Genomic DNA, 24,543 nt, shown 5'->3' with positions numbered 1-24,543 from the left:
CTTCTTTCTTCTTTTCTTAATTATACTCCTCACTTTTCTCTAAATAGAAGCAATAACAACTGACTTTGGAAAGAACCACTTTTATATTGCCATAAACAAATAATACGTTTATAATAAATGGTTGTATTGCATAAAGTTTACTTCATCTGTTTTTGAGTATAAAAAGAACCACAAGCAAGGATGAGAACACCTTGCTTGTGGTTTAGGATAAGAAAACTAGTTTAATTTATTCGAATACCTGTATGTCAATCGTGCGTCTTCCGAATTGGAAGGCAGCTTGAAGATCTTCCATATGGAGATCAATTCTGTTACCTTTAATTGCTCCACCAGTATCTCCAGCTACGAACGTACCATAACCAGGAACAACAATGGTCGATCCTAATGGAATAACATTAGGGTCTACAGCAATCACTTGTGGGTTTTCTCTTAAATCAATCCCTGTAAAGGTAAAGTTTGATAATACTGCTTGGTTTCTAGAATAAGCTGTTGCTTCTACTGTCATCCAATAACTTGACTCCGAAGAAGTTTCTGTTTCTGTTTGCGTTTCTACAGGTGCAGATGCCGCTTCAGATTGATTTGTCTCAACAACTGCTTCAGTTTCTTCAACTGTTTCTTCAACTGTTTCTGTAACTTCTTCTACTTCTGTTACTTCTTCAACTTCCTGTACTTCTGTTACTTCTTCTGGTGTATCTGTTTCAGTTACTTCATCCGTCGAAACGTCGTAACTGACAATCTCATCATTATTTTTAACAGATAATACAGTAAAATCCTCACTCAGATAAACTGTTGTGCCGACATGAATTAAACTACGGTTATCAATATCGTTAACATGGACTAATTTGTCGACAGAAATATCAGTTGCTTTAGATACGCCCCATAATGTATCTCCCCATTGGAAGGTATATTCGATAACGTCTTTATCGCCATCTTGATTGTCTTTTTGAGCTAAAATATCTGATTTGATTTCTTCTACTGTTCTAGGCTGCCAATTCTCACTAGTGTATTCATTTGCGCTTGCCTCAGTTTCATTGCTTAAAAACAACAATGCAGATGAAGCAAAAACGACTCCGGCTTTGATAAATTGCTTTCTACTTAATAACATAATAACTAATGTCTCCTTTGACTTAATAGTCTGAGTTCTTTTTCAATTTGCTCAGTCCTTCTGAACAACTGTACGTATCTTACCATGTCTTAGAGCCTAGTAAAGCGTATTACACGTTTTGTTACTTCCTTTTAGTTAGTTCGTATTATTTGACAGGCTTTCTTACGGTAACATGTCAAAGATTCCATACATTTCACCTTTTTGACACAAAAAAGCCCTCAAAATCAATAGAATCAATGATTTTGAAGGTCTCTTTTTAAGGGACTTATAGTCTAAATAATAATTATTCTAAATAATCAATTGCTTGCGTTCATTATAAAACTGTTTATAAGCCATATAACTTGCAATGAAACTGGCTATACTCGTTACGCCAATTAGCATAAACATGACGACGATTTGATATCTGATGGCTTCTGTCGGATCCACTCCTGCAAAAATCAACCCGGACATCATGCCTGGTAAACTAACTAAGCCAACCGTTTTGGTTTGATCGATGGAAGGACTCATCCCTGTTTTTACACTAGATCGAATAATACTCATAGACGCCTGCTTCTCATTAGCTCCTAAAGCCAGTTTCTCTAAAACGTGTTGCCTTTGGTCTTTGAATTTATTATTCAACGCCTGGTAGGTTAAGCCCAATGCAACCATCGCATTGCTGGCAATCATTCCTGTTATCGGTACAATTTGAGAAGGTGTCCATTCAATGACCCCAGTTAGAACAAGAAGTCCCAATGTGATGGCTGTCCCAAACCCAATAGACGATAAGGAAATAATCAACGAGTTTGGAATGCCGTCACTTCGCTTATGGGCATTGTAGCTGGCATTATATACAATAAACAAAACCATAGCTAACGTGACCAATACATTATCGAGTTGGATGACATAACTCAGCACATAACCAATAATAAAGAGCTGCACAACCGCTCTTAAGCCTGAAATAAATATATCGTTTCCCAAACCCAATTTTTCTTTATAATCAATAAAAATAGCAATAAACAGCAAAGATGTTGATAATAATAAGGATAGGTTACTAATGTCGAGTGAGTTAGTCATTTAGAGTCCTCCAATCTACCTTCTATAATTGTCAATACACGGTCAGCCATTTTAAATTCTCTCTCATCATGTGTCACGGCTAAGACGGTCACTGATTCTTTTGTATTCATTTCATCGATAATGGAATAAATGATTTCTTTGTTTTCCGCATCCAATGAACTTGTCACTTCATCTAAAAGTAAAACATCCGGTTGATAAAGCAAATTTCTCACTAGAGCCACTCGCTGCTTTTCCCCTCCGGATAAGTCAATGATGGGTTTATTTAAATACTCAGCACTCATCTTTACTCTATCAAGCATCTGTACGGCTTTGCCTTCATCAAAAGCTTCCTCTCGTATATTATAGGGGAAAGAAAGATTATCTCTAACTGTTTCATCAAATAATGTGGCATTTTGGAAGAAATAAGACACCTTTTTTCTGTAAGCAATAGGGTCTAATTGAGCGATATCTTCCCCTTTAAAATAAATTTGCCCATCTATGGGGTTAATAATACTGGCAATGAGTTTTAATAACGTGCTTTTCCCTCCCCCTGAAGGGCCGGTCACAATAACCCTCTCCCCTTCTTTGATTGAAAAAGAGATATCTTTAAGGATCTGTTGCTGTTCCGTTTTAAATCCTATATTGTCTAATCTAATTAAATCCGTCATACACGTTTCTCCTTATTTTTATTTCTTAGCTTGTTAGCTATCTATCCAGGTTTTCTCTGCCTCTGTTATTCGTTCTGCTTGGACTTCCTGGGACAAGTAGGTAAAGCCTTCTCCCGTTACTTCCTGAACTTGGGACACTGTCATGAAGGCATTTGGGTCTATAGCTTCAACTATTCGTTTGATTGGTAGCACTTCTCGTCTACTGATGATGATGTATAAGATATCCTTTTTCTCTTTGGTGTAATAACCTCGCCCATCTAAAATAGTGATGCCTCTTCCTATCTGCTTTTCAATGGCATCCGCAATGTCCATATAGTGATTAGAAACGATAAAAAAGGATTTTCTTGGATTGAGACCCGATAGAAAGAAATCGATCATCTTATTGGAAATGTATAAGTTAATTAATGTCAAAAAGGCATTTTCAGCACCTATAATAAAGGCACTTGGAACAAGAATACAGATATCAATCAATAACAAGCCGGCGGGTATATTTAGGCCTATATACTTTTGCATTAATTTAGCTATAATATCACTACCTGCAGTTGTGCCGTGTCCCAACATAATAATGCCTATCCCGGCTCCCATAAAAATTCCAGAGCCTATGGGTGCGAGCACTTTGGATTCCGGAATAAATTCCCACCCTTGTATGACTATAAGGAATACAGATATAAAAGCGTTAGCTATCAGTGTATAGTATAAGGTTCGTTTATCTAAAAATTTGTAGCCAATGGCTAGGATCACAATATTTAAAATAAAGATCGTATAGGACGGCGGGATACTAGCGATATAAAATAGAATCAGCGAAAAACCAGTCAGTCCACCCTCTCCAAGGTCGTTGGGTACAGTAAACATATTGACGCTTATGGCATATAAAATGGACCCAAGACAGATCAAGCCAATATTTCGAATACGGTGTCTAGTCATGGTTTGTTTAAACATTGTCTTGCTCCTTTTTGTAAACGACTTTCCCACCTGCTACCGTCGCTAACACATCAATATCTTTTATGCGTTGTGGTGAGCACGTAAATATATCTTCATCTAAAACAATAAAGTCAGCAAAATAACCAGCTTTTAATCTTCCTTTTTCATTTTCATCAAAACTGGCATAGGCACTTTCATAGGTATAGGCATCAATAGCAGAGGCTACATCCATTGCCTCTTCAGGTAAATAAGGCGTCTCATGCGGGGTAGTCAAACGATTACGAGTGATGGCACATTGAATGTTCTCAAACGGATTAAAGGACACAATTGGTGCATCGCTACTAAAGGACTGATGGATGCCTTTATCTTTCATCGTTTTAAACAAATAAGACGTACGTGCGCGTTCTTCCCCAATACGTTCAACAATGATAGGTAGATCATCATCAATGAATATCGGTTGAACATAAGTCAGATACCCTTTATCAGCCACACGATTAATTAAATCCATTCCTGTAATTTGCATATGATTCACACCTAAACGCAAGGTGTTTTCTCTGTCACCAAGAGCCGCGTCATAGGCGTTCAAGATTGTTTCAATCCCTTTATCCCCTATACCGTGAATGATGACTTGATAGTCATATTCCACAGCCATAGCCACTTCTTTATTTAATGTCTCTTGAGATTTCGTTAATATGCCTGTGTTTTCGGGATCATCCGAATAACCACTTCTCATTGCCGCTGTTCGCGATCCCAATGTTCCATCAATAAACAATTTGACTGGTCCTATCTTATTCCACTTGCTTCCTTGTTGAAAACGATAATGGCTAGACAAGAAGTCCGGCATGTATTTACCATTATTAAACCAAATCTGCTGGTAAAAACGAATGGTCAATTGGTTTTCTGCGTCCAACGCTTCATACAAAGCTAACGTCTCCATTATGGATTCATCCTTTGCATCGTTTGTATGCATGGAGGTGATTCCCATACTGTTAGCTAACTTCATTGTTCGTATGAGACTGTCTTTTTTCTCGTCAGCTGTCTTTACGGGAAGTTGAGAACGAACAAGATCGACAGCTCCTTCTTTTAAAACACCTGTCAGTTGATTAGCTTCATCTTTTTCTATTTCTCCCCCAACCTCTAATTCCGTTTCATTTGATATATTAAAGTATGCCAAGGCAGCTGTATTTAAACTTGCTACATGACGATCCACTCGTACCATGACAATTGGTACCTCTGTGGATATTTTATCTAAATCGTGCTTCGTCGGAATACGCTTCTCATCTGTAAATTGAGTATGATTCCAACCCTCTGTATACAATATATCGTCTTCAGTTAATGTCTTTTCTTCTATATAAGAAATCCCTCGTTGAATCAATTCTTTCATTGACGTGACATCGGTTATAGGAAGCATGTCTAAGTATTCAGCAGTCATTAAAAAGTGAAGATGTGAATCATTAAAGCCTGGGATAACTGTCTTCCCTTTTAAGTCGATTATCTCTGACCCTTTAAAAACGCGTCTGCACTCCTCTTCAGTACCTACTTTTATGATTCGGTCGTCTTTTACTACCATGCTCGTCGCAAAGGTATCTTTATCCACATACAATTTGCCATTTATATATAGTGTCATCGTCTCATCCTTCTCTTTTTATCTCATCGTCTATGTTTCCTTTTTTCATTATACCTGAAGTGTCTCTTTATGGTAAGTTGTTCTGATAGTCCTTCATTGGATAAGAATCGTTGAACTAAAAAAGTGCCCTAACCTATTCGGTCGGACACTGTTTTTTTATAACCAACTACCTGAGAACTGATGGATAGCATGAGTGTGGCGAGTCGCATTGACTTCCCTTGTCCAATAATCTTTAGGAGAGAAATATTCTTTTGGAAAAATCGTGCATCCCTTCACTTCTTGGAGACTATTATCGGGTTTAAGTCCATTTTCTATCATAATTTCCGTTATACGAATCACATTTGTCTTATCGTCTCTTGATCCATCCGGTAATATAAACTCTCTTCCGTCATAATCATTGTAAAGCTCTTCTATAAAAGGATGATGGGGTTGGGCTCCAATAATTCCTGTTGATATCTCAGTATCGATTTCAAAACTGAAAAAGGCAGGGAATTTTCGGAACTTATCAATAGGCTTAATGAGCTCAGCATCCGTATCGCAATACACGCCTCCATATTCTTTTAAAGCATATAAGCGAGCGACATCTGATACAAAAGCCCAGTCTTCATTTTCAAATGCTTGCTGGGCGTAAACGCCATGGTCTTTCGGATTAAAATTCGATTCATCCCATCTCATAATAGTCCAATCTGGACAATATTTTTGCCAACTTTCTAAACAGCGATTTTCCAATGGTCCCAGTTCATTCCCACCAAACCAAGCGTAGTGAATTATTTTAGGTATCATATCCTTCTTCCTTTCTAAATAATGACTATTTAAAGAGTATTCAATGAGTACTTTCTTATATAGTGTAACAAATCTATAGACAGAAAATCGATTAGAAGCCTTTTTGGACTTTTTAAACGAAAGAAAAAGCACCCCGATAACGGGATGCTTTCTTTACTTATCAGCAACTAATGACTGTTTACTATGACGATGCAATTCATGCGATTTATCATCGGCTAGTGGTGCGATTTTCTTGTTATAGACATATCTCAAGGCTATTAGCGCAAGGACAACTGTCACACTTTCAGATATTAGTTTTGACCACCATACCGCATTCACATCTCCTGTTAATGACAGCAAGTAAGCGACTGGAACCAATACGACCAGTTGGCGGACAACTTGAATCCACAAACTAAACATGGCGTTTCCTAAAGCTTGAAACAGTGATGCTAGCATAATACTAATACCAGCAAATACGAAACTGATACTAATAATGCGTAGAGCTGCTCGACCGATGTCTAGCATGTCTCCGGTAGCATTAAATAAGCTCAAGAGTTGATCTGGGAAGAGCTGAAAAACAATGGTTCCAATAAACATAATGGTTGCACCGTAACGGATACTTGTTTTAATTGCTTGAGTCACTCGTTCTTTATTTTTAGCCCCATAGTTATAAGACACAATGGGTATCATCCCATTATTTAGACCAAATACAGGCATAAAGGCAAAACCTTGTAGACGAGTATAGACGCCATAAACAGCAATGGCAGTGGATGAGAATTGTAGTAAAATATTATTGAAAATGATGGTGACCAATGATGTAATCGAGGTCATCGCCATTGAGGGAACACCAACAGAGTAAATACGTTTAATCATCTGAAGGTCGGGTCTAAACCCTCTATACTGCATGTCGACATCTGTATTTGCCTTTGCATTAATGTACCAAGCCATAATAGCAGAAATAATTTGAGAGATGACCGTCGCAATTGCGGCACCTAAAACACCAAGAGCCGGTATACCGAACCAACCAAAAATCAAAATAGGATCCAGTATAATATTTAATACGGCTCCAGTCCCTTGTGTAATCATGGTATGAAAGGTCCGGCCGGTTGACTGTAAAATACGTTCATACATGATTTGCATAAATTTCCCTATAGATACGGTGGTAATAACAGTGGTGTACTGTACGCCATATTGAATAATCGCTTGATTATCTGTTTGTAATTCGAAATATGGTCGAATGAACAAAAGTCCAACGATTAAAAAGATACAATAATGGACCAAAGCTAAAAATACGCCATGATTAGCAGCTGAACTGGCTAAATCCCGTCTTCCTTCTCCCAATCGTCTGGACAGCTCAGCGTTCATGCCTACTGCTGCTCCGATTTGTATAGCAATCATCAACATCTGAATGGGGAAAGCTAGAGATAAAGCAGCGAGAGCATCTTCACTAATACGGGCTACAAACATACTGTCTACGGCACTATAGAGTGATTGGACAAACATTGATAGCATCATAGGAAGTGATAAAGTCAATACAAGCTTATTAACCGGCATTGTTCCCATTTTTTCTGAATTCATTCTTTTCATATTTTTCACCTAATATTATTTTTTGATGTTCTAAAATAGTCTATATGAAATCACTCAAATAGACAAGGAGCGACTCTCATTTCTTAACTCGTTTAGACATTTGATTCAACTTCTTCTTTTTATATTCATGTCTATTTGCTACAATACGGTTATGAATGAAAGGATGGACCTAAATGAAATTTATTAGAAAATTATTGGTTCTATGCCTAACCTTATTACTTGGTTTTTGGTTGGGTACAACGAGGCTACTCGATGGAACGACTCTCGGGTCATGGATGAACACCATTGTTAGTTATTTACCTGATACCGAGCAACTTAACCACATCAGTATGAACGTTGGTGAGTCACCTTTGTTTAATGGCTCCATGCAGTTAGATTCAGAGCGATTATCTCCTCAAATTCTTTCTCCTGATTCTTTTAGAACCCAAGAAACCGAAGTAAACTATGATCTTGTTGAACAAACGATTATTGATCGCGTCAACGAGTTAAGACTCGATTTGTCACTCTCTCCTCTTCAATCAAATGACATGTTAAAGGCTGGAGCGATTATTCGTGCGCAAGAAACGGAAGAAGTCTTTTCTCACACACGCCCAGACGGTACAGAGCCCTTTACCGTATTGGAAGAAGAAGGTATTCATTATCCCTATCAAATGGTTGGAGAAAACTTAGGGATGGCGACTTATTATATGGAAGAAGTTGAAATGGCTGAGCTTATTTTTAATGGCTGGGTAGAAAGTGAAGGCCATTATGAAAACATGGTTCGCCCTGAATATGAAGAAATCGGTGTCGGCGTTCACTATGACGGGGAGTTTTTATATGCCACTCAATTGTTTGGCACACCATTATAGTCTCGTGTAACAAGTCATGAATAGAAGTGACAAAAAAGCAGGCACTACCCGTTAAGGGTAAATGCCTGCTTTAGTCGTTTAGTATTTAAAGTATTACATCATACCGCCCATTGCGTTAGGATCCATTCCTCCGCCAGCGTTGTTTTCTTCTGGGTGTTCAGCTACAGCAGCTTCTGTTGTTAATAACAAAGCAGCTACAGATGCAGCGTTTTGAAGTGCAGAACGGGTAACTTTAGTTGGATCAATAATACCTGCTTCAACCATGTTAACCATTTCGCCAGTTGCAGCATTAAAGCCTGTTCCATACTCAACATGCTTCAAACGTTCCACTACAATGCTACCTTCTAGGCCAGCATTACTTGCGATTTGACGAACAGGTTCTTCCAATGCACGAAGGACGATTCGGATTCCAGTTGCTACGTCGCCTTCAGCTTCCATTTCTTCCAATTTGCTTAGGATGTTAATATAAGCCGTACCACCACCAGCGATGACACCTTCTTCAACAGCTGCACGAGCAGCGTTTAATGCATCTTCGATACGTAGTTTACGCTCTTTAATTTCAGTTTCAGTAGCCGCACCAACTTTAATCACAGCTACTCCGCCAGCTAGTTTAGCGATACGTTCCAATAGTTTTTCACGGTCAAATTCAGAACTTGTTTCTTCAGCTTGTGCACGTAACATCGCCACACGTTGGTCAATTTGAGCTTTATCGCCTGCTCCTTCAACAACTGTTGTGTTATCTTTAGAAACAACTACTTTACCAGCCGTTCCTAATTGATCAATGGTGACATCTTTCAATTCAAGTCCTAAATCGCTGGAAATAACTGTTCCGTTTGTCAAGATAGCAATATCTTCCAATATTCCTCTTCGACGGTCACCAAAGCCTGGTGCTTTTACAGCGACAACGTTTAGTGTACCACGGATTTTATTTAATACTAATGTAGGTAAAGCTTCACCTTCAATGTCATCTGCAATAATTAATAGCGGACGGCTTTGTTGCATAATGTTTTCAAGTACTGGTAAAATTTCTTGAACAGAAGAAATTTTCTTGTCAGTAATCAAGATATATGGATTGTCCAAGTTAGCTTCCATTTTCTCATTGTCAGTGACCATGTACTGTGATAAGTAACCACGATCAAATTGCATGCCTTCAACAACATCCAATTCTGTTTCAATTCCTTGAGATTCTTCAATGGTAATGACGCCGTCACTTCCAACACGTTCCATTGCATCTGCAACTAATTGACCGACCTCTTCATCTCCTGAAGAAATAGATGCTATTTGGGCAATGCTTTCTTTGCCTTCAACGTTGATTGAAATATCACGCAACGCTTCAACAGCTCTCTTAGTAGCCAATTCGATTCCACGACGAAGTCCCACTGGGTTAGCACCAGCTGTCACGTTTTTCATACCTTCATTAACGATTGCTTGAGCCAGAACTGTAGCTGTCGTTGTTCCGTCACCAGCAATATCGTTCGTTTTGCTTGCCACTTCTACAACCAATTGAGCTCCCATGTTTTCGAATTTGTCTTCTAATTCGATTTCTTTCGCAATGGTTACTCCATCGTTAGTGATTTGAGGTGCACCAAAAGATTTGTCTAAAATAACGTTTCTTCCTTTTGGTCCTAATGTCACTTTAACTGTATCTGCTAATTTATTTACCCCACGAAGCATTGCTGCACGCGCGTCTTCTGAAAATTTAATATCTTTAGCCATATGTTGTCCTCTCCTTACTGTTTTCAAATCATATTATTTCTGTGTATCGTATTTTCTTAAGGTGATTAATTCATAATAGCAACAATATCTGTGTCTTTAACCACTAAATACTCTTTACCATCATATTTCAATTCTGAACCAGCATACTTTTCAAACACAACAGTGTCCCCAACAGATACTTCCATTGCTGCGCGCTGTCCGTTATCTAACACTCTTCCTTCACCTACTGCAACAACAGTAGCCGTTTGAGGTTTTTCTTTGGCTGAATCTGGAAGAACCAATCCACTAGCTGTTTTTTCTTCTTCCTTCTTTACTTCAAGAAGTACTCGATTTCCTAAAGGCTTTAACATAAAGTAATCCCTCCACATAATATAAGTTAGTTGTTCACTCATTTTATAGTGAGTGCTGTGTGTTAGCACTCTCGACCTACGAGTGCTAACTCCACTTATTAGTATAACAAATCTACCGGTTCTTGCAAGCCCAAACTTTGAAATGGAGAAATTTTATCCAAAGTGGTAACTGTTTAGTATTTATGGTAAATTACTATTATTATGTAAGTGTATAAATCGATTAAAGGATGACGATAATGAATGTAAGTGAAATGAATAAAAAAGCCGGCATACGAATGATTTTGTTATATCTTGTCGTTCAGCTGTTGTCAGGAATCATTCCTGCCTTCTTCCCAGAAGGTACAGGACCAGGAGTTTATTTAGCTGTTCCTATGATTATGTTTACTTTAGGTGCTGCTGGGATGATTATTTTGGAGCGAAGATACCGCATGGTACACACCTTTGAAGAACCTTTTTCACCGAATGCGAGAGACATCATACTTTGGGGGATTGTTGGCGTGTTTGTCGCTTTATTTGTACAAAATATAGCGGGTATTATCGAAGCTACCTTCTTGGGATCCAATTTAAGTTCCGTAAACACAACACAAATCATGGAGATCGTTGTTCGCTACCCTGCCTTCTTACTCTTAGCTGGTATAGCTGGTCCAATTATGGAAGAATTTGTCTTTAGGAAAGTGATGTTTGGCTTACTATTGGATAAAATTGGTGGCGTAGGAGCCGCTGTTATCAGTTCCTTGTTTTTTGCTTTTGTCCACTTAGACGGTTTGCTTCTTGTGTACTCATCAATGGGCTTCGTTTTTTCTTGGCTTTATTACAAGACAAAAAACATATGGACACCTATCATTGCTCATTGTATGATGAATGTACTAGCAGTGCTTCTTAATCTCTTTGTTATGTGATGTCAAAATGATTCATTCAATCTCTCTTTTGTTATAGAAAGGATTCAATATGACTGAAAAACAAATTAAATTTCAAATTGGTTTTAAATATGTATTCTTCTTACTCTTCCTATATTTCACGATAAATTCTGTCGGAAGTGAAGGGTGGACCTTGTTTTCTTTATTATTCGCTGTATTTGCAACAAAAGATTTCGTACAAGGGACACGTTTAGCAGAGGCCTATTACCGAATTAAACAAAAACAGAAAAAATAATAGTTGAGAGTCAACTTCTTACCAATTAAAAAAGCGGAAACCTCCTCTTAACTGAGTAAGGTTTCCGCTTTTTTATTAATCATTGTAAAATAAGTCGTTCAAAGGGTCATCTTCCGTTGCACTTTCTTTTTCATTTTCAAAGTCCTGATAATAATTAATAAAATAAATGAGTGTTTGAAGTTCATTCGTTAAGTCAACATTATGAACTCTAATGTGACTTGGAACAGTCACACGAATGGGAGTGAAGTTCATAATACCTTTTACGCCACCTTCAACCAGTCGATCTGTCATCTCTTGAGCAATTTCAGAAGGGACGGTTAAAATAGCTACGTCAATTTGTTGCATCTTAAGCTGTTCAACCATATCGTCTACATGATAAATAGGAACACTTTGATGGATAGTCCCTATCAACTTTTCGTTGACATCAAATCCCGCACTAATACGAATGTTATTATTTCTACGAAAGTTATAATTTAGTAAAGCCTGACCTAAGTTACCGACTCCAATCAAAGCCACATTAGTCAATCGATCTTGATTCAGTTTTTTACTGAAAAAATTCATGAGGGATTCAACATCGTAACCATACCCTCTTTTACCGAGAGCGCCAAAGTATGAAAAGTCACGACGAATCGTAGCACTATCGACTTTAACTGCTTCACTTAATTTTGCCGATGATACTCTCTCTCTGCCCGCTTCATATAAAAAGCGTAGGTAGCGATAGTACAAAGGCAATCTTCTTGCTGTTGCTTTAGGTATTTTCTTTTCTGCCATGGTCATTCTCCTTGTTTAATTTATACGGTATCAGAGCAAATTGTTAAGATTTACATTGATTCAATTTACGGCAATTTAAAGAGGTGCCATTCTTGCTTGTGCATTCACAAACTATTGAGTTTGTAACAACTATCATTATACCACTCTTGGGTTTCATTTAAAGCATTATACGTGAATTAAACTTGTTTTTTCATAACTGTATAGCCTTTTTCTTTGTTTGCTCGTGAACGACCACTTTATAAATGCACATACTTTTTACATTTTGTTACCAAATCTAATCCATTCGTTTCATCCTTATTTAGTGTTCAACAAATTAATGGAAGGCTGGTTGTTATCTCAATTCTTTGTGCTAAACTATTAGAGAGAACGGCTATAGGCCTTAGAAAAAGAGGAAAGAATATGATTGTATTACAAACTCAAAAAATATCTCGCTATTTCGGAGCTGAAAAACTATTTGATGACGTGACAATTGAAATAAAGGAACGGTCACGTATTGGATTGGTTGGCCGAAACGGAGCGGGAAAAACCACTTTACTGGATATAATTTCTGGAAAATCTGAACCCGACTCGGGGGTGATTCATAAAAAGAAAGACAGCACTATCGGCTACCTCAATCAACATACGGGTCTAGAATCGTCCCTGACTATTTGGGAAGAAATGTATAAGTTAGCTGAGCCTGTACTAGCTATGGAAAGGGAAATGACGGATATAGAAGCTCAACTGGGCGAGATGGATATTGCTAAAGATGACGCTCTTTATAGAGACCTTCTTACTCGCTATGATGCCTTACAACATACCTTTCAAGAGAATAATGGCTACGGCATTGAAAGTGAAATAAAATCGGTTCTCCATGGGTTTCGTTTTTATGAGGAAGATTACGACAGACCCATTTCTCAATTGTCAGGCGGTCAAAAGACACGCTTGGCTCTTGCTCGCTTACTACTGGAGAAGAAAGACTTGCTTATACTCGATGAGCCTACTAACCACTTAGATATTGATACCTTGTCTTGGCTAGAATCATACTTGCAAAACTATTCGAAAGCTTTGTTAATTGTGTCCCACGACCGGTACTTTTTAGATAAAGTGGTTCAGGACATATATGAAATAAGTAGAGGGACGGTGACACGCTTCCCTGGTAATTATTCAAACTATTTGGATTTGAAAGCCGAAAAACTTAAACAAGAATGGAAAGTATTCGAAAAACAGCAGAAGAAAGTGGCGAAGTTGGAAGACTTCGTTGATCGCAATATTGTTCGAGCCTCCACTACTAAGCGTGCTCAAGCTAGACGAAAACAACTTGAAAAGATGGACCCTTTAACAAAACCTCAAGGCGATGAAAAAAGTGCTCATTTTCAATTTCAAATTGAACGCGAATCTGGACAAGTCGTGCTGCAGACGGAAGACTTATCTATTGGATACGGCGATACCATACTTTCTAATGATATAGAATTAGATGTGAGAAAAAGAGAAGCCATTGCTATCGTCGGTCCCAACGGAGTCGGTAAAACAACTCTATTAAAAACGATTATAGGCATGATTCCTCCTGTCAAAGGAACCGTTAAAGCAGGCACAAAAGTTGATTTCGGTTACTACGACCAAGAACAAACACTATTAAATGGGAATAAATCAGTTTTAAATGAAGTCTGGGATGACCACCCAACGATGCCAGAACAAGCCGTTCGCACCTTACTTGGCTCTTTTCTATTCAGTGGAGATGATGTAGAAAAAGCGATCAGTTCTTTAAGCGGTGGTGAAAAAGCTCGTGTGGCTTTAGCTAAACTGTCACTTGAGAAAAATAACTGTCTTTTATTAGATGAACCGACAAACCACTTGGACATCGATTCCAAAGAAGTACTGGAAAATGCTCTCATTGATTATGAAGGCACCCTTTTGTTCGTGTCTCACGACCGGTATTTCATTAATCGATTGGCAACTAAAGTGATTGAAATTAACGAGTTTGGCGCAATTGTTTATCTTGGAGATTATGACTATTACATCCAAAAGAAAGCTGAACTCGAAGAATTGGATTTGTTAGAAACTAGTGATTCAACGACGAATAGCTCCGAGTCTGAAGAAACATCCTCAGCGAAACACTCCTTCATGGAACAAAAAGAATACCAAAAAAATAAAAGAAAAGTCATGCGGGCGATTGAAACGATTGAAGAAGATCTAGAAGAATTGGATGGAGAGATTCAATCTATACAAATTGAGCTGAGTTTGCCGGAGACGTTTGAAGACTTTAGCCACTACGATAAGTTAGTGAAGAAAAATGAAGTGCTGACTAAAAAGCAAGACAAGTTGATGTCAGACTGGGAACACTACCAAGAAGAACTTGAAGACATGATTCAGGAATTTGAACAAGGCTAACAGCCGTGCACACCACTGCTCACTACCATCCTTAATTAACGACTAAAAGACAAGCCATGATATCGGCTTGTCTTTTAGTGTAGTCATGTTAGTTAAGAGACCGCAAGCCCCGGGGTACCATTTAAAGCCATTGTTGCAAAATCTTGATTGTCTAACTTAACAAATGCTGCTGCCCCAATCATTGCAGCATTATCTCCGCAAAGTGATAAAGGTGGAATCAGTAAGTCAAGATCCGGCAACTCTTCAGCTACTTTAGTCGTCAAGGCTTCTCTTAATCCTTTATTGGCCGCCACTCCGCCAGCTAATACAAGTTGCTTAACCCCTTTTTCTTTCACAGCTCGTATGGTTTTTGTAACCAACACATCAACCACGGCTGTTTGAAAACTTGTTGCTAAATTTAACTCATTGATATCTTCGCCCTTTTGTTTTGCATTGTGAACAGTGTTAATAAACGAACTCTTTAGACCACTAAAACTAAAATCGTAATGATCCTCGTTTATCATAGCCCGCGGGAAATGATACGTGTCTTCCCCTTTATGAGCCATTTCGTCGATATGTTTGCCTCCTGGATAAGGTACACCCAGCACACGGCCAATTTTATCATACGCTTCACCAGCTGCATCATCGCGTGTTTCTCCAATGATTTCAAAGGTTTCTTCAGACTCCATATAAATGAGTTCCGTATGCCCGCCGCTAACCACTAAGGCTAGTAAGGGGAAGGCCATCTTATTTACTAGCTGATTGGCAAATATATGGCCAGTTATATGGTTTACAGATATGAGTGGTAAGCCATGAGCAAAAGCAACGGCCTTAGCTGCGTTTACACCAATAAGTAAGGCGCCTACTAAACCAGGACCTTCTGTAACCGCAACAGCATCTAAATCATCATAAGTGACATTGGCTTCTTGCATAGCTTCTTCAATAATTAAAGTAATTTGTTCGACATGGTGTCGACTGGCTATTTCAGGAACAACGCCTCCAAATCGTTGGTGACTTTTAATCTGTGACGCCACTATATTCGATAAGATAGTGTCCCCATTTTCAATAACGGCTGCACTGGTCTCATCACAGCTCGTTTCTATCGCCAAGATTCGCTTGTTCTTCATTTTCTTCCTTCTTTCTAAGTTCACACTTCATCATGATGGCATCTTCTTTAGGGAAGGTATAATACCCCCCCCGAATGCCGATGATGTCAAATCCATTTTTTTCATAAAATCGTCTAGCTGGTGTATTCGATTGTCGTACTTCTAAAAATAAAACATCAGCCTGGTTTATTCTGCATGCTTCTTTAAATGCCTCCAATAATTGACGAGCAATGGAATGCTTTTGATTTTCTCTTCTGACAGCAATTGTATAGATCTCTGCTTCATCAAGGACAACTTTCCCTCCGATGTAACCGACAATCTCATGGTCTTGTTCCGCAACATAAAACAGCATATCCGGATCGACTAATAAGTCCTCATACTGTTGAAAGGTCCAAGGAGAGCCATACTGAAAAGACTTTTCAGCTATGGTGTAAAACTGTTTTGCTTGATTTTCAGTTGTAACATAAGGGCGAATCTGTCCTTCAAACATATCACTCACTCAAATCCGTTCTATCGTCTACCTCTTTTAACTGTGGTGATTTGAGGTCAAGGCGCATTTCCAATGCATCTTCGTGGTCATTCGCATAATAAGCAGTCTTGATTCTTCCTTCTTTAAAGCCGATTGTCTTATATAAACTCTGAGCAGTGTTATTTGACACTCTGACTTCCAGTGTCAATTCTTTCATCTGTTCTGCTTTTGCCATTTGAATCACTTCTTTCAGCATATAAGAAGCAATTCCTTTATTTTGGTAATCTGGTACTGTGGCAATGTTAGTAATATGAGCTTCTTCGCCTACAAACCATGCACCTACAAATGCGACTGGCCTGGCACTATCATAAACAATGATATAAAAAGCATTTTTGTTGAAGCGTATTTCATGTAAGATAGCTGATCGATTCCAAGGAGTCTGACCATCATAGCATAAGCGTTCTATGGTCAAAATACCATCCACATCTTCTTCTTCTGCAATTTTGCTTTTTAAAAACCATTCGTCTGACAAACTGTAAAAGGGCTGGCTTAAATGAACCCGAACGTGCAAAGGGACCCAGACTTTTGTTGTCGTTTTAGTGACTCTATCAGTAAACCAGTCTTTAATATTTTTCAATCCACCCGCCCCCTTGTTGTCTGTTCGGATGAGCCTCCATCCATTTTTGCTCTGCTTCAGCCAATTTGATGTATTCCGGTTCAAATAAATGTCTGTCATCTGGTTCTTCATTCATGCCGAGCATCACCAATGTACTTGCTCTAGGTAGGTGACGGTCCAGAGGCAACTGAATGAGTCGATCTTTTCCAATTTTTTTAATAGTTTCACTATGAAGCAATCTGTCTTCACCAATAAATTGAATAGGTGCTTGTAAGTCATTTAAATAATCAACAACTGTTTCAATTGGTAAATGAGTATCTTCCTCTACTTGTACCAGAACACCTTCCTCGTAACGGTATAGCCCTGTAAAAACGTTACTTCTTCTAGCATCGAACAAAGGAACAATGTAAGAGCCAGGCAGTCGTTCTCCATTGGCAGCAAGTACTTTTAAACTTGAGATCCCAACTAAATCAATATTTAAACTAAAAGCGAGTGTTTTCGCTACAGTTACTCCAATTCGTACACCCGTATAAGATCCCGGACCTTTAGCCACTACAATCCTACTTAATTCATTGGGAGTCCAATTCACTTCTTTAAACAACGTTTCTATAGCAGGCATTAATTGAATACTGTGATTCCGCTTGATGTTGATCGTCTTTTCAGCTATCAAACTGTTATTTTCGACTAACGCAACGGTCATCGTTTGATTAGATGTATCGATACCCAATATTTTCATATTTAAACTCCTCTATGGTTCACTCGTTACAATAATTTTAGCATACTTTCATGGCTTGAGAAACTAAACCACTACTCTAAAAGCGTATCTTTTGATTTTAACTCACACTAAACTTAATATTAAGCATAGAGTACGAATCTTATCCTATCCAAATCACATACTTTGTAAATAAATGGACATGGATAGGTACATTTATAATAGGAAAGCAGGATGATGAATATGACTAGCATACTGATTACAGGAGCGACAGGAACCATAGGTACAAACTTAACCCGACATTTAAAAGACCGATATGATTTAGTTCTTGCAGATATTGACTTTTCCTCTTTTCCCGAAGAGTTAATGGATCGTGTCACATTGGTTGAGAAAGACTTAACTAAACTAGAATCTTGGGAAGGCCTTCTTGACGGTGTGGACTATGTCATTCAATTGGCTGGTAACCCTGATGCAGAAGCCGATTTCTATGAAGAACTGGTTGCTATGAATTACTTCTTGCCACAAAACCTTTATAAATATACCACAGAATCAACGACTCTGAAGCGCATCATTTTTGCTAGCTCCATTCACGCAAGCGATGCTTATCCAAAAAATGTGCAAGTTAAAACAACAGATCAAAACCGACCTGCAGACTTATATGGTGTGTCAAAAGTCTATTTAGAAGCTCTAGCTAGTTACTATGCTTTCACAAAGGGTGTCGAATCCATTGGTATCCGTATAGGTGATTACAAAGCAGATGATTCAGAATTGGATCCTGACAGTGACTCTTATGGCATGTCCATGTATTTCTCAGCAAGAGACATGAACCATTTGATCGACTGTTGTTTAGAGGCTGAACTGGAAGAACCTTATTTGTTAGTTAACGGTCTCTCCAATAACACGTTCCCTCGATTAGACATTGACTCTGCTCGTGTGAAACTGGGTTATCAACCTCAAGACAATGCCTTTGAAAAGCTCGGCAAGTTATAAAAATTAAACATAATTAAAACTCCCTATACAGTGATGAGAGAAACTTATTGTCTCTCATATGCTGTGTAGGGAGTTTTTTGGGATCAGTCAATCCACTATCTATAAATAATCCTTATATCAGCTACATGATTTCCTTTGCTAGCTGCTCTCTCTTTCAACCAGCTTAGTGGATACTATAACTGTTTTCGAACCTTCTCGATTTTCTTCAATTCGTTCATTTAACAAACGTATGCCAGTCTTTCCCATTTCCTCAGTATAGACTTTAACAGTTGTCAGGGCTGGTGTGATATATTTCGCCATTAAACTATCGTTAAACCCTATGATACTCATATCTTCGGGTACTTTAATGCCTCTTTCGTAGAGTGCTTTCAAGCAACCAATAGCAATCGCATCATTAGCGGCTATAAATACTGTCGGACGACGATCTTTCTCAATCGTATCTAAGGCTTTCAGCATATTCTTTTTACCATCTTCTACTCTGAAAGCTCCAGTAAAGAAATAGCTTGGCTGATATAAGTTTTTTTGTCTGAGAAAATCTTTAACGATTTGTTCTCGAGGATCCGTCCAAGATCCTGAGCCGTCCGTGTAAGATTCTTCACCTCCAATAAAACCAATACGAGTATGGCCTCTTCTCAACATGTAAGATATGGTCCGTTTCATCGCTGATTGAAAATCGACAACAACAGAATCAACTTCACTTTTTGGATGGCTATCGACAAAGCACAGTGGAACCTGTTTACTTTTTAACCCCTCGATTTGTTGCTCGCTATACTTGCCAATAGCTAGTATACCTGAGAGAGAAGCTCCGAATGAAAGATCATCCTGTTGGTAGAATCGTTTAAAGGCGTATCCTAAGGCTTCTGCTTCCTTTTCCGCACTCATTCGAATGGATAAATAGTAACTATCGTTTAATTCTTCTTGTTCAGTGTACCAATTGACAATAGCAATCGTTCCTTTGGCTTTTTTACCACGATTTTTCTGAGACGTATACGCTAGCTCTTCTGCTGCTTCTAATATATTTTTTTTTGTTTTTTCCCCCACAGAAAGTGTCGGGTCATCGTTTAATACACGGGAGACTGTTGTTACAGATACATTTGCTTTTTCTGCAATGTCTTTTAATGTTGCCATTCCCTCACTCCTCTTAGTGGGATTGTTAGCTGTTTACTCTTTAATTCCGAACGTATAGGTTGTTGTTGAACGGAAAGTTTCCCCTGGCTGTAAGACGATATTTCCAAAACCAGGTTGATTCACTGCATCAGGAAGAGTCTGCGTTTCCAAAGTAATGCCTGCATGCTCTCGAATAGATTCCCCATCAATTTCCATTGAATCCACTTCACCATTATGCGTAAATATGACCACGCTATTGCAATCTGTGTCAAAGAATACTTCTCTGCCACTTTCAGGATCATAGACACTACCTTTAACACCTTCGTCTTGTTCTAAGACAAATGGATGGTCTAACCCATTCAATCGTTTGATTTCTGAATCATCTGAATGAATCGCTTCACTCAATGATTTGTATGTTGAGAAATCAAATGGTGTGCCTTCTGATTTAACTAAATCGCCTGTTGGTAAGTTATCATCTAAAAGCGTGGCATAATACTTGCTTTTTAACTTCATACGGTGATTAGCAATCGATTGTTTTACATCTCCTGTTAAATTGAAGTAGACATGATTCGTAGGGTTGTATAAAGTTGTTTGATCTGTTGTTGCCTCATAATCGATAATCCATTCATTATCTTCTGTTAAAGTAAACGTTGTTTTCAAAGATAAGTTTCCTGGGAAATTATTTTCCCCGTCTGGGCTCAAATAAGTAAAGACTAACTTTCCCTCATTTTTAGCTGTCTCGACATCAACAGTCCATAATTTGGTATCTAGGCCTTCTGGACCACCATGAAGCATATTATCTCCTTCATTGATATCCACTTGGTAGTCTTTGCCACTTAAACTGAATTGTCCTTTGGCTATGCGACCTGCTACTCTTCCAATAGTCGCCCCGTAAAATGGACGATTAGCTACGATATCATCTAAATTATCTGCATTCACAGTAATAGTCGCTTTGTTCCCATTTTTGTCTGGTGTGACTAATTTAGTCAAAGTTGCTCCATAAGGAATAGCGCTCAGAGATACCCCTTTGCTATTGGTTAACGTATATTCATTAACCTCTACACCATTAACTTTCCCAAATACGCTTGTTGTCAATTCCATCGTATTGCCTCCTGTTTGTGTTTTTTATAGTTTACTCACATAGATAATCAATAAAACGTTCAAAGGCTTCTTTGCCCTCCTCGTTTCGCTTAAATACCCCTGCATCCTTTAAGACCTGCAAGAATACGTCACCTACTGCTTTATCGACGATCTCACATACATTATCTTCATTGATTAGCTGATTTGCTTTTAATTCATGAGCCCAGTCTTTATGCATGGTAGGAACATGATCTTCTTTTCCTGTTAGATACCTTCTTACACCTTCCAATTCTTCTTTTAACCTTGGAGGCAAAATAGCTAACCCCATCACTTCAATTAAACCAATGTTCTCTTTTTTAATATGCTGAACATTGGGGTGAGGATGAAATATACCGTCTGGCCATTCTGATGACGTTCGGTTGTTTCTAAGAACCATGTCAAGAACGAAGGCTTCCCCTTTCCGTCTGGCTATTGGGGTGATGGCATTATGAGGTGTCCCTTTTGTTTCTGAATGAATATTAGCTGCTTTATCATTATAACTAGACCATCTTGTCATTATTAAATCAGCCGCTTTGATTAGTTCTTCTTTGTTTGTGCTTTCTATTCTAACAACTGACATCGGCCATTTGACAATCCCAGCTTTTACATTCCTTACGCCTGGCAAGTCAAAGGCAAACTCTATGTCGGACACTTCTAATGGGAACCTATGACGTCCTCCCTGATAGTGGTCATGCGATAAAATAGATCCTCCTACAATGGGTAAACCAGCATTCGAACCAACAAAATAATGAGGTAGGGTCGTCAATATATCCAATAAGTTTTTAATTGCTGGTAAGCCCACATCCATTTTACGGTGTTCACTGGATAGAAAAATCGCATGTTCATTATAGTAAGCGTAAGGTGAATACTGAAATCCCCATTCCTCACCGCTGACAGTCATTCGAATGATTCGGTGATTCGCTCTACCTGGGTGGGTTACATGACCCTTATACCCTTCATTTTCCATACATAATAAACAAGAGGGATAATGAACCTTTGTACCTTGGTCCTTAGCTAACATGATTTCTTTGGGGTCTTTCTCAGGCTTGGACAAATTAATGGTGATTTCCAATTCTCCATACTCAGTTAAGTGCTTGTATCCAATGTTTTTGCTGATTTCCCTTGTCTTAATATAATTATTTTTCTGACTCATAGTAAAAAAAGTATCGGTAGCATCTTTAGGAGACTGCTCATATTTTTTCCAAAAACGGGCATTTATTTCTGAAGGCCTAGGGGTAACCACATCCATTAGTTGAGCCTCTAGTTGATCTCGTTGAGAGATTAAATCCTCAATAACCCCTTCCTCAACAGCATAATTGATTAACTGATCTAATAATTGAAGCCCCTTTTTCTTTCCTGTTGTCGGAATACCGCCATTGATACTATCTTTTTTTAATAGCATTAACAGTCGATTTAATGTGTACATACGGTCCAGTGAATCAACTAGCTTTTCTTCTATGCTCCATTCGACAAAATCGATGATGATTTGATCGATAGTCAAGTGTGCAGTTATATCATTAGTCATTATTTACCCATTCCTTTGTTCCGTCAGCTGTCTCAACAATGTAAAACTCTGCATTATATCCCATTTTCTCTTTAAATCCTGTTGCAATGTAATCAATGACTGGTTCTACTGCATCCTGCTCAACAATAGCGATACAGCATCCACCAAAACCACCGCCTGTCATGCGAGCCCCCACTACTCCATCTTGTTCCCATGCTAAACGAGGCAGTAAATCGGTTGCTTCAATCGTTACCTCATAGTCATCATGCAAAGACACATGAGATTCATTCATATATCGGCCAAACTGCTCTAATTCTCCTTGCTTCAAAGCTTCAGCTGCCCGTTCCGTGCGGTCTGACTCATAAACAGCATGTCTCGCCCGACGGATGAGAACCTTATCCTCAATGACCGCTTTATGTTCTTCAAAATCTTCGATTGACACTTCGCCTAGAGAGGTAACATTCAAAGTGGTTTGCAGTCTTTCTAAAGCTTCTTCACACTGTCTTCGTCTAGTATTGTATTCTGAATCCACTAGTTCACGACGAGTCATGGAGTTCATTATAAGAATCTTATGATTAGGCAATACAAGTGGAACATATTCATATATCAATGTATTGGTATCCAGTAAAACTGCATAGCTTTTTTTAGCCATGCCAATAGCAAATTGATCTAAAATACCTGAATTTAAACCTAAAAATTCATTTTCTGTTTTCATTCCTAATTTTACAATGTCCAGTTGAGGCAAATCAAGATTAAACAGCTCACGGATAATTACTCCAATCAACAACTCTAGGGATGCTGACGACGATAAAGAAGCCCCATTGGGAATGGTTCCGTAGATGTATACATCAAAACCGTTGGGTAAAATCCCGTATTCGTCTTGAATATACTTAATCATCCCCTTTAAATAATTGCTCCAACTATCCGCCTTATCGTATTCAATACTCTCGATGCTAAAACTTAACGTGCCTACTTCTGGAAAATTACCAGAGAAAGCATGTACCTCTTTATCCTGACGCTTTTTCACCACGCCGTAGGTTCCTTTATCAATCGCACAAGGAAATACTTTCCCTCCATTATAGTCCGTGTGTTCACCTATCAGATTAATTCTTCCTGGAGAGAAAAAAACTCTCTCCCCTTTATAACCAAAGCACGTTTCGAATTCTTTCATCAATTGGTGCCTATCCATTTTATCCACTCCTCAAACCATCTTCACTATCATTGTAAACCCTTTAATAAAAAGAGACAAGTAAAAGTTTAGTGAATATATAGTAAAACGAGTTCTCATAAGTAGCAATCTTTAAAATAATAGATTACAGTTATGACACATACTTGAATTAGAATGAGGAGATTAGGATGATTTATTGGAAGACCCTAGTAGATTTATCTTTAGGGATGGTGGGCATGCTTATTCTTTTAAGAGCAACAGGGAAGAAAACTCTGTCGGATTTGACTCCCTTTGATTTAGTCTTCATTATGGTGATTGGAGGTATCCTAGAACAAGTTATCTATGAACCCTATCGCCCTATTACCTACGCTCTGTGGGGATTTTTAGTCTGGGGCCTCTTAATCTTTTTTATAGAAAAGTTAACTGTGAAAGGCGACCATTTCAGACATTTGTTAAAAGGAAGACCCGCTCTTCTTATAAACGATGGTAAGCTTAACCGCTTTGAATTAGAAAGAAATAATATTGAATTAGAGCAATTACGTACATTAATACGAAAAAACGACTGTTTTTCAATGAAAAGAGTAAAACAGCTTATCCTTGAAGTTGACGGGCAAGCAACTCTATTAACTCATCGAGACGTTGATGATTCCTTAACCTATTTTTTAATTGATGAAGGAATTATTGAAGATAAAGTATTAGAAACCTTAAAAAAAGACGAAAAATTGCTCTTTCAATCTTTAAATGAACTTGGTTTCACTAATGTGAAAGATATCTATTATGGGGAGTGGAGTCCAGAATTTGGTTTTTATATTCAAACATATGATGAAACGAAAGGACACTTTATCTGCGTTGATGGCTAGTACCTCTTTA

General features: G+C 38.3%; 24 protein-coding genes. 6 read left to right on the top strand and 18 right to left on the bottom strand.

The genetic code is table 11. From position 1 onward, the window contains the following. Positions 1-226 precede the first annotated feature (226 nt). The 7 genes from C3945_RS07280 to C3945_RS07250 all read right to left on the bottom strand — a co-directional run bounded on the left by C3945_RS07280 (position 227) and on the right by C3945_RS07250 (position 7,699). Positions 227-1,102: a 3D domain-containing protein gene (locus tag C3945_RS07280; RefSeq protein WP_161879033.1), complete on the bottom strand. Its 876-nt coding sequence runs from the start codon at positions 1,100-1,102 to the stop codon at positions 227-229. Positions 1,103-1,390: 288 nt separating this feature from the next. Further along, a complete protein-coding gene (locus C3945_RS07275) occupies positions 1,391-2,155 on the bottom strand; it encodes an ABC transporter permease (protein ID WP_161879032.1) in 765 nt (254 codons plus the stop codon). Further along, the gene (locus tag C3945_RS07270) at positions 2,152-2,802 is read right to left on the bottom strand and encodes an ABC transporter ATP-binding protein (protein WP_161879031.1); all 651 of its coding nucleotides are present in this window, start codon (positions 2,800-2,802) and stop codon (positions 2,152-2,154) included. Before C3945_RS07270 ends, C3945_RS07275 begins: the two co-directional genes overlap by 4 nt. A 33-nt stretch (positions 2,803-2,835) precedes the next feature. Then, positions 2,836-3,741, bottom strand: a complete 906-nt coding sequence (locus C3945_RS07265; protein ID WP_161879030.1) for a YitT family protein — start codon at positions 3,739-3,741, stop codon at positions 2,836-2,838. After that, positions 3,734-5,350: an amidohydrolase gene (locus C3945_RS07260; RefSeq protein WP_161879029.1), complete on the bottom strand. Its 1,617-nt coding sequence runs from the start codon at positions 5,348-5,350 to the stop codon at positions 3,734-3,736. The genes C3945_RS07265 and C3945_RS07260 overlap by 8 nt, the downstream gene beginning before the upstream one ends. Before the next feature lie 156 nt (positions 5,351-5,506). Continuing rightward, complete coding sequence (locus C3945_RS07255; RefSeq protein ID WP_272928084.1) at positions 5,507-6,265, bottom strand: glycosyltransferase family 32 protein; 759 nt, start codon at positions 6,263-6,265, stop codon at positions 5,507-5,509. 21 nt (positions 6,266-6,286) lie between these two features. Continuing rightward, positions 6,287-7,699: an MATE family efflux transporter gene (locus C3945_RS07250; protein WP_237585509.1), complete on the bottom strand. Its 1,413-nt coding sequence runs from the start codon at positions 7,697-7,699 to the stop codon at positions 6,287-6,289. A gap of 173 nt (positions 7,700-7,872) precedes the next feature. Here C3945_RS07250 and C3945_RS07245 point away from each other — a divergent pair, with 173 nt between their 5' ends. Then, positions 7,873-8,547 (top strand): CAP domain-containing protein, encoded by a 675-nt coding sequence (locus C3945_RS07245; protein WP_161879028.1) that lies wholly within the window; start codon positions 7,873-7,875, stop codon positions 8,545-8,547. Positions 8,548-8,640: 93 nt separating this feature from the next. Here C3945_RS07245 and groL read toward each other — a convergent pair whose 3' ends face one another. Next, complete coding sequence (groL, locus tag C3945_RS07240) at positions 8,641-10,263, bottom strand: chaperonin GroEL (protein WP_161879027.1); 1,623 nt, start codon at positions 10,261-10,263, stop codon at positions 8,641-8,643. Positions 10,264-10,328: 65 nt separating this feature from the next. Then, complete coding sequence (gene groES / locus C3945_RS07235; protein WP_161879026.1) at positions 10,329-10,613, bottom strand: co-chaperone GroES; 285 nt, start codon at positions 10,611-10,613, stop codon at positions 10,329-10,331. 236 nt (positions 10,614-10,849) lie between these two features. Between groES and C3945_RS07230 the strand changes: the two genes are divergently transcribed. Continuing rightward, on the top strand, positions 10,850-11,512 hold the full coding sequence (locus tag C3945_RS07230) for a CPBP family intramembrane glutamic endopeptidase (RefSeq protein WP_161879025.1): 663 nt from the start codon (positions 10,850-10,852) through the stop codon (positions 11,510-11,512). Positions 11,513-11,561: 49 nt separating this feature from the next. Continuing rightward, positions 11,562-11,765, top strand: coding sequence for a DUF4305 domain-containing protein (locus C3945_RS07225; protein WP_161879024.1), 204 nt, complete (start codon positions 11,562-11,564; stop codon positions 11,763-11,765). Positions 11,766-11,840: 75 nt separating this feature from the next. On the opposite strand, the gene C3945_RS07220 is transcribed toward C3945_RS07225, so the two are convergent. Further along, positions 11,841-12,536 carry a redox-sensing transcriptional repressor Rex gene (locus tag C3945_RS07220; RefSeq protein ID WP_161879023.1) on the bottom strand — a complete coding sequence of 232 codons (696 nt, stop codon included), beginning with the start codon at positions 12,534-12,536 and terminating at the stop codon, positions 11,841-11,843. Between the two features lie 399 nt (positions 12,537-12,935). On the opposite strand from C3945_RS07220, the gene C3945_RS07215 reads away from it, so the two are divergent. Continuing rightward, a complete protein-coding gene (locus C3945_RS07215; RefSeq protein WP_161879022.1) occupies positions 12,936-14,903 on the top strand; it encodes an ABC-F family ATP-binding cassette domain-containing protein in 1,968 nt (655 codons plus the stop codon). A 92-nt stretch (positions 14,904-14,995) separates the two neighbouring features. On the opposite strand, the gene tsaD is transcribed toward C3945_RS07215, so the two are convergent. The 4 genes from tsaD to tsaB are packed head-to-tail and all read right to left on the bottom strand — an operon-like array spanning position 14,996 to position 17,809. Continuing rightward, a complete protein-coding gene (gene tsaD, locus C3945_RS07210; protein ID WP_161879021.1) occupies positions 14,996-16,009 on the bottom strand; it encodes a tRNA (adenosine(37)-N6)-threonylcarbamoyltransferase complex transferase subunit TsaD in 1,014 nt (337 codons plus the stop codon). Further along, the gene (gene rimI, locus C3945_RS07205) at positions 15,969-16,478 is read right to left on the bottom strand and encodes a ribosomal protein S18-alanine N-acetyltransferase (protein WP_237585511.1); all 510 of its coding nucleotides are present in this window, start codon (positions 16,476-16,478) and stop codon (positions 15,969-15,971) included. Before rimI (C3945_RS07205) ends, tsaD begins: the two co-directional genes overlap by 41 nt. Before the next feature lies 1 nt (position 16,479). Next, complete coding sequence (rimI, locus tag C3945_RS07200; protein WP_161879019.1) at positions 16,480-17,094, bottom strand: ribosomal protein S18-alanine N-acetyltransferase; 615 nt, start codon at positions 17,092-17,094, stop codon at positions 16,480-16,482. Beyond that, positions 17,081-17,809 carry a tRNA (adenosine(37)-N6)-threonylcarbamoyltransferase complex dimerization subunit type 1 TsaB gene (gene tsaB, locus C3945_RS07195; RefSeq protein ID WP_161879018.1) on the bottom strand — a complete coding sequence of 243 codons (729 nt, stop codon included), beginning with the start codon at positions 17,807-17,809 and terminating at the stop codon, positions 17,081-17,083. Before tsaB ends, rimI (C3945_RS07200) begins: the two co-directional genes overlap by 14 nt. A gap of 219 nt (positions 17,810-18,028) precedes the next feature. Between tsaB and C3945_RS07190 the strand changes: the two genes are divergently transcribed. Next, a complete protein-coding gene (locus C3945_RS07190; RefSeq protein ID WP_161879017.1) occupies positions 18,029-18,775 on the top strand; it encodes an NAD-dependent epimerase/dehydratase family protein in 747 nt (248 codons plus the stop codon). Between the two features lie 138 nt (positions 18,776-18,913). Here the strand turns inward: C3945_RS07190 and C3945_RS07185 are convergent, their stop codons facing one another. The 4 genes from C3945_RS07185 to C3945_RS07170 are packed head-to-tail and all read right to left on the bottom strand — an operon-like array spanning position 18,914 to position 23,694. Continuing rightward, a complete protein-coding gene (locus C3945_RS07185; protein ID WP_161879016.1) occupies positions 18,914-19,903 on the bottom strand; it encodes a LacI family DNA-binding transcriptional regulator in 990 nt (329 codons plus the stop codon). A gap of 33 nt (positions 19,904-19,936) precedes the next feature. Beyond that, on the bottom strand, positions 19,937-20,983 hold the full coding sequence (locus C3945_RS07180) for an aldose epimerase family protein (protein ID WP_161879015.1): 1,047 nt from the start codon (positions 20,981-20,983) through the stop codon (positions 19,937-19,939). A gap of 31 nt (positions 20,984-21,014) precedes the next feature. Further along, positions 21,015-22,502, bottom strand: coding sequence for a UDP-glucose--hexose-1-phosphate uridylyltransferase (gene galT / locus C3945_RS07175; protein WP_161879036.1), 1,488 nt, complete (start codon positions 22,500-22,502; stop codon positions 21,015-21,017). 16 nt (positions 22,503-22,518) lie between these two features. Further along, positions 22,519-23,694, bottom strand: a complete 1,176-nt coding sequence (locus tag C3945_RS07170; protein WP_161879014.1) for a galactokinase — start codon at positions 23,692-23,694, stop codon at positions 22,519-22,521. Between the two features lie 167 nt (positions 23,695-23,861). On the opposite strand from C3945_RS07170, the gene C3945_RS07165 reads away from it, so the two are divergent. After that, positions 23,862-24,533, top strand: a complete 672-nt coding sequence (locus C3945_RS07165; RefSeq protein WP_161879013.1) for a DUF421 domain-containing protein — start codon at positions 23,862-23,864, stop codon at positions 24,531-24,533. Positions 24,534-24,543 lie beyond the last annotated feature (10 nt).

Origin of the sequence: Alkalibacterium sp. MB6, from assembly GCF_009935905.1 — a bacterium.
In the GTDB taxonomy this organism is placed as follows: Bacteria; Bacillota; Bacilli; order Lactobacillales; family Carnobacteriaceae_A; genus Alkalibacterium.
The sequence above is the reverse complement of the archived record's forward strand: the minus strand, read 5'-3'. Positions and strand labels throughout refer to the sequence as shown.

Excerpts from the sequence above, each read along its gene's own strand:
- C3945_RS07280 (WP_161879033.1), bottom strand. The coding sequence starts at position 1,102 with ATGTTATTAAGTAGAAAGCAATTTATCAAAGCCGGAGTCGTTTTTGCT.
- C3945_RS07275 (WP_161879032.1), bottom strand. The coding sequence starts at position 2,155 with ATGACTAACTCACTCGACATTAGTAACCTATCCTTATTATTATCAACA.
- C3945_RS07270 (WP_161879031.1), bottom strand. The coding sequence starts at position 2,802 with ATGACGGATTTAATTAGATTAGACAATATAGGATTTAAAACGGAACAG.
- C3945_RS07265 (WP_161879030.1), bottom strand. The coding sequence starts at position 3,741 with ATGTTTAAACAAACCATGACTAGACACCGTATTCGAAATATTGGCTTG.
- C3945_RS07260 (WP_161879029.1), bottom strand. The coding sequence starts at position 5,350 with ATGACACTATATATAAATGGCAAATTGTATGTGGATAAAGATACCTTT.
- C3945_RS07250 (WP_237585509.1), bottom strand. The coding sequence starts at position 7,699 with ATGAAAAGAATGAATTCAGAAAAAATGGGAACAATGCCGGTTAATAAG.
- C3945_RS07245 (WP_161879028.1), top strand. The coding sequence starts at position 7,873 with ATGAAATTTATTAGAAAATTATTGGTTCTATGCCTAACCTTATTACTT.
- groL (WP_161879027.1), bottom strand. The coding sequence starts at position 10,263 with ATGGCTAAAGATATTAAATTTTCAGAAGACGCGCGTGCAGCAATGCTT.
- groES (WP_161879026.1), bottom strand. The coding sequence starts at position 10,613 with ATGTTAAAGCCTTTAGGAAATCGAGTACTTCTTGAAGTAAAGAAGGAA.
- C3945_RS07230 (WP_161879025.1), top strand. The coding sequence starts at position 10,850 with ATGAATGTAAGTGAAATGAATAAAAAAGCCGGCATACGAATGATTTTG.
- C3945_RS07225 (WP_161879024.1), top strand. The coding sequence starts at position 11,562 with ATGACTGAAAAACAAATTAAATTTCAAATTGGTTTTAAATATGTATTC.
- C3945_RS07220 (WP_161879023.1), bottom strand. The coding sequence starts at position 12,536 with ATGGCAGAAAAGAAAATACCTAAAGCAACAGCAAGAAGATTGCCTTTG.
- C3945_RS07215 (WP_161879022.1), top strand. The coding sequence starts at position 12,936 with ATGATTGTATTACAAACTCAAAAAATATCTCGCTATTTCGGAGCTGAA.
- tsaD (WP_161879021.1), bottom strand. The coding sequence starts at position 16,009 with ATGAAGAACAAGCGAATCTTGGCGATAGAAACGAGCTGTGATGAGACC.
- rimI (WP_237585511.1), bottom strand. The coding sequence starts at position 16,478 with ATGTTTGAAGGACAGATTCGCCCTTATGTTACAACTGAAAATCAAGCA.
- tsaB (WP_161879018.1), bottom strand. The coding sequence starts at position 17,809 with ATGAAAATATTGGGTATCGATACATCTAATCAAACGATGACCGTTGCG.
- C3945_RS07190 (WP_161879017.1), top strand. The coding sequence starts at position 18,029 with ATGACTAGCATACTGATTACAGGAGCGACAGGAACCATAGGTACAAAC.
- C3945_RS07185 (WP_161879016.1), bottom strand. The coding sequence starts at position 19,903 with ATGGCAACATTAAAAGACATTGCAGAAAAAGCAAATGTATCTGTAACA.
- C3945_RS07180 (WP_161879015.1), bottom strand. The coding sequence starts at position 20,983 with ATGGAATTGACAACAAGCGTATTTGGGAAAGTTAATGGTGTAGAGGTT.
- C3945_RS07170 (WP_161879014.1), bottom strand. The coding sequence starts at position 23,694 with ATGGATAGGCACCAATTGATGAAAGAATTCGAAACGTGCTTTGGTTAT.
- C3945_RS07165 (WP_161879013.1), top strand. The coding sequence starts at position 23,862 with ATGATTTATTGGAAGACCCTAGTAGATTTATCTTTAGGGATGGTGGGC.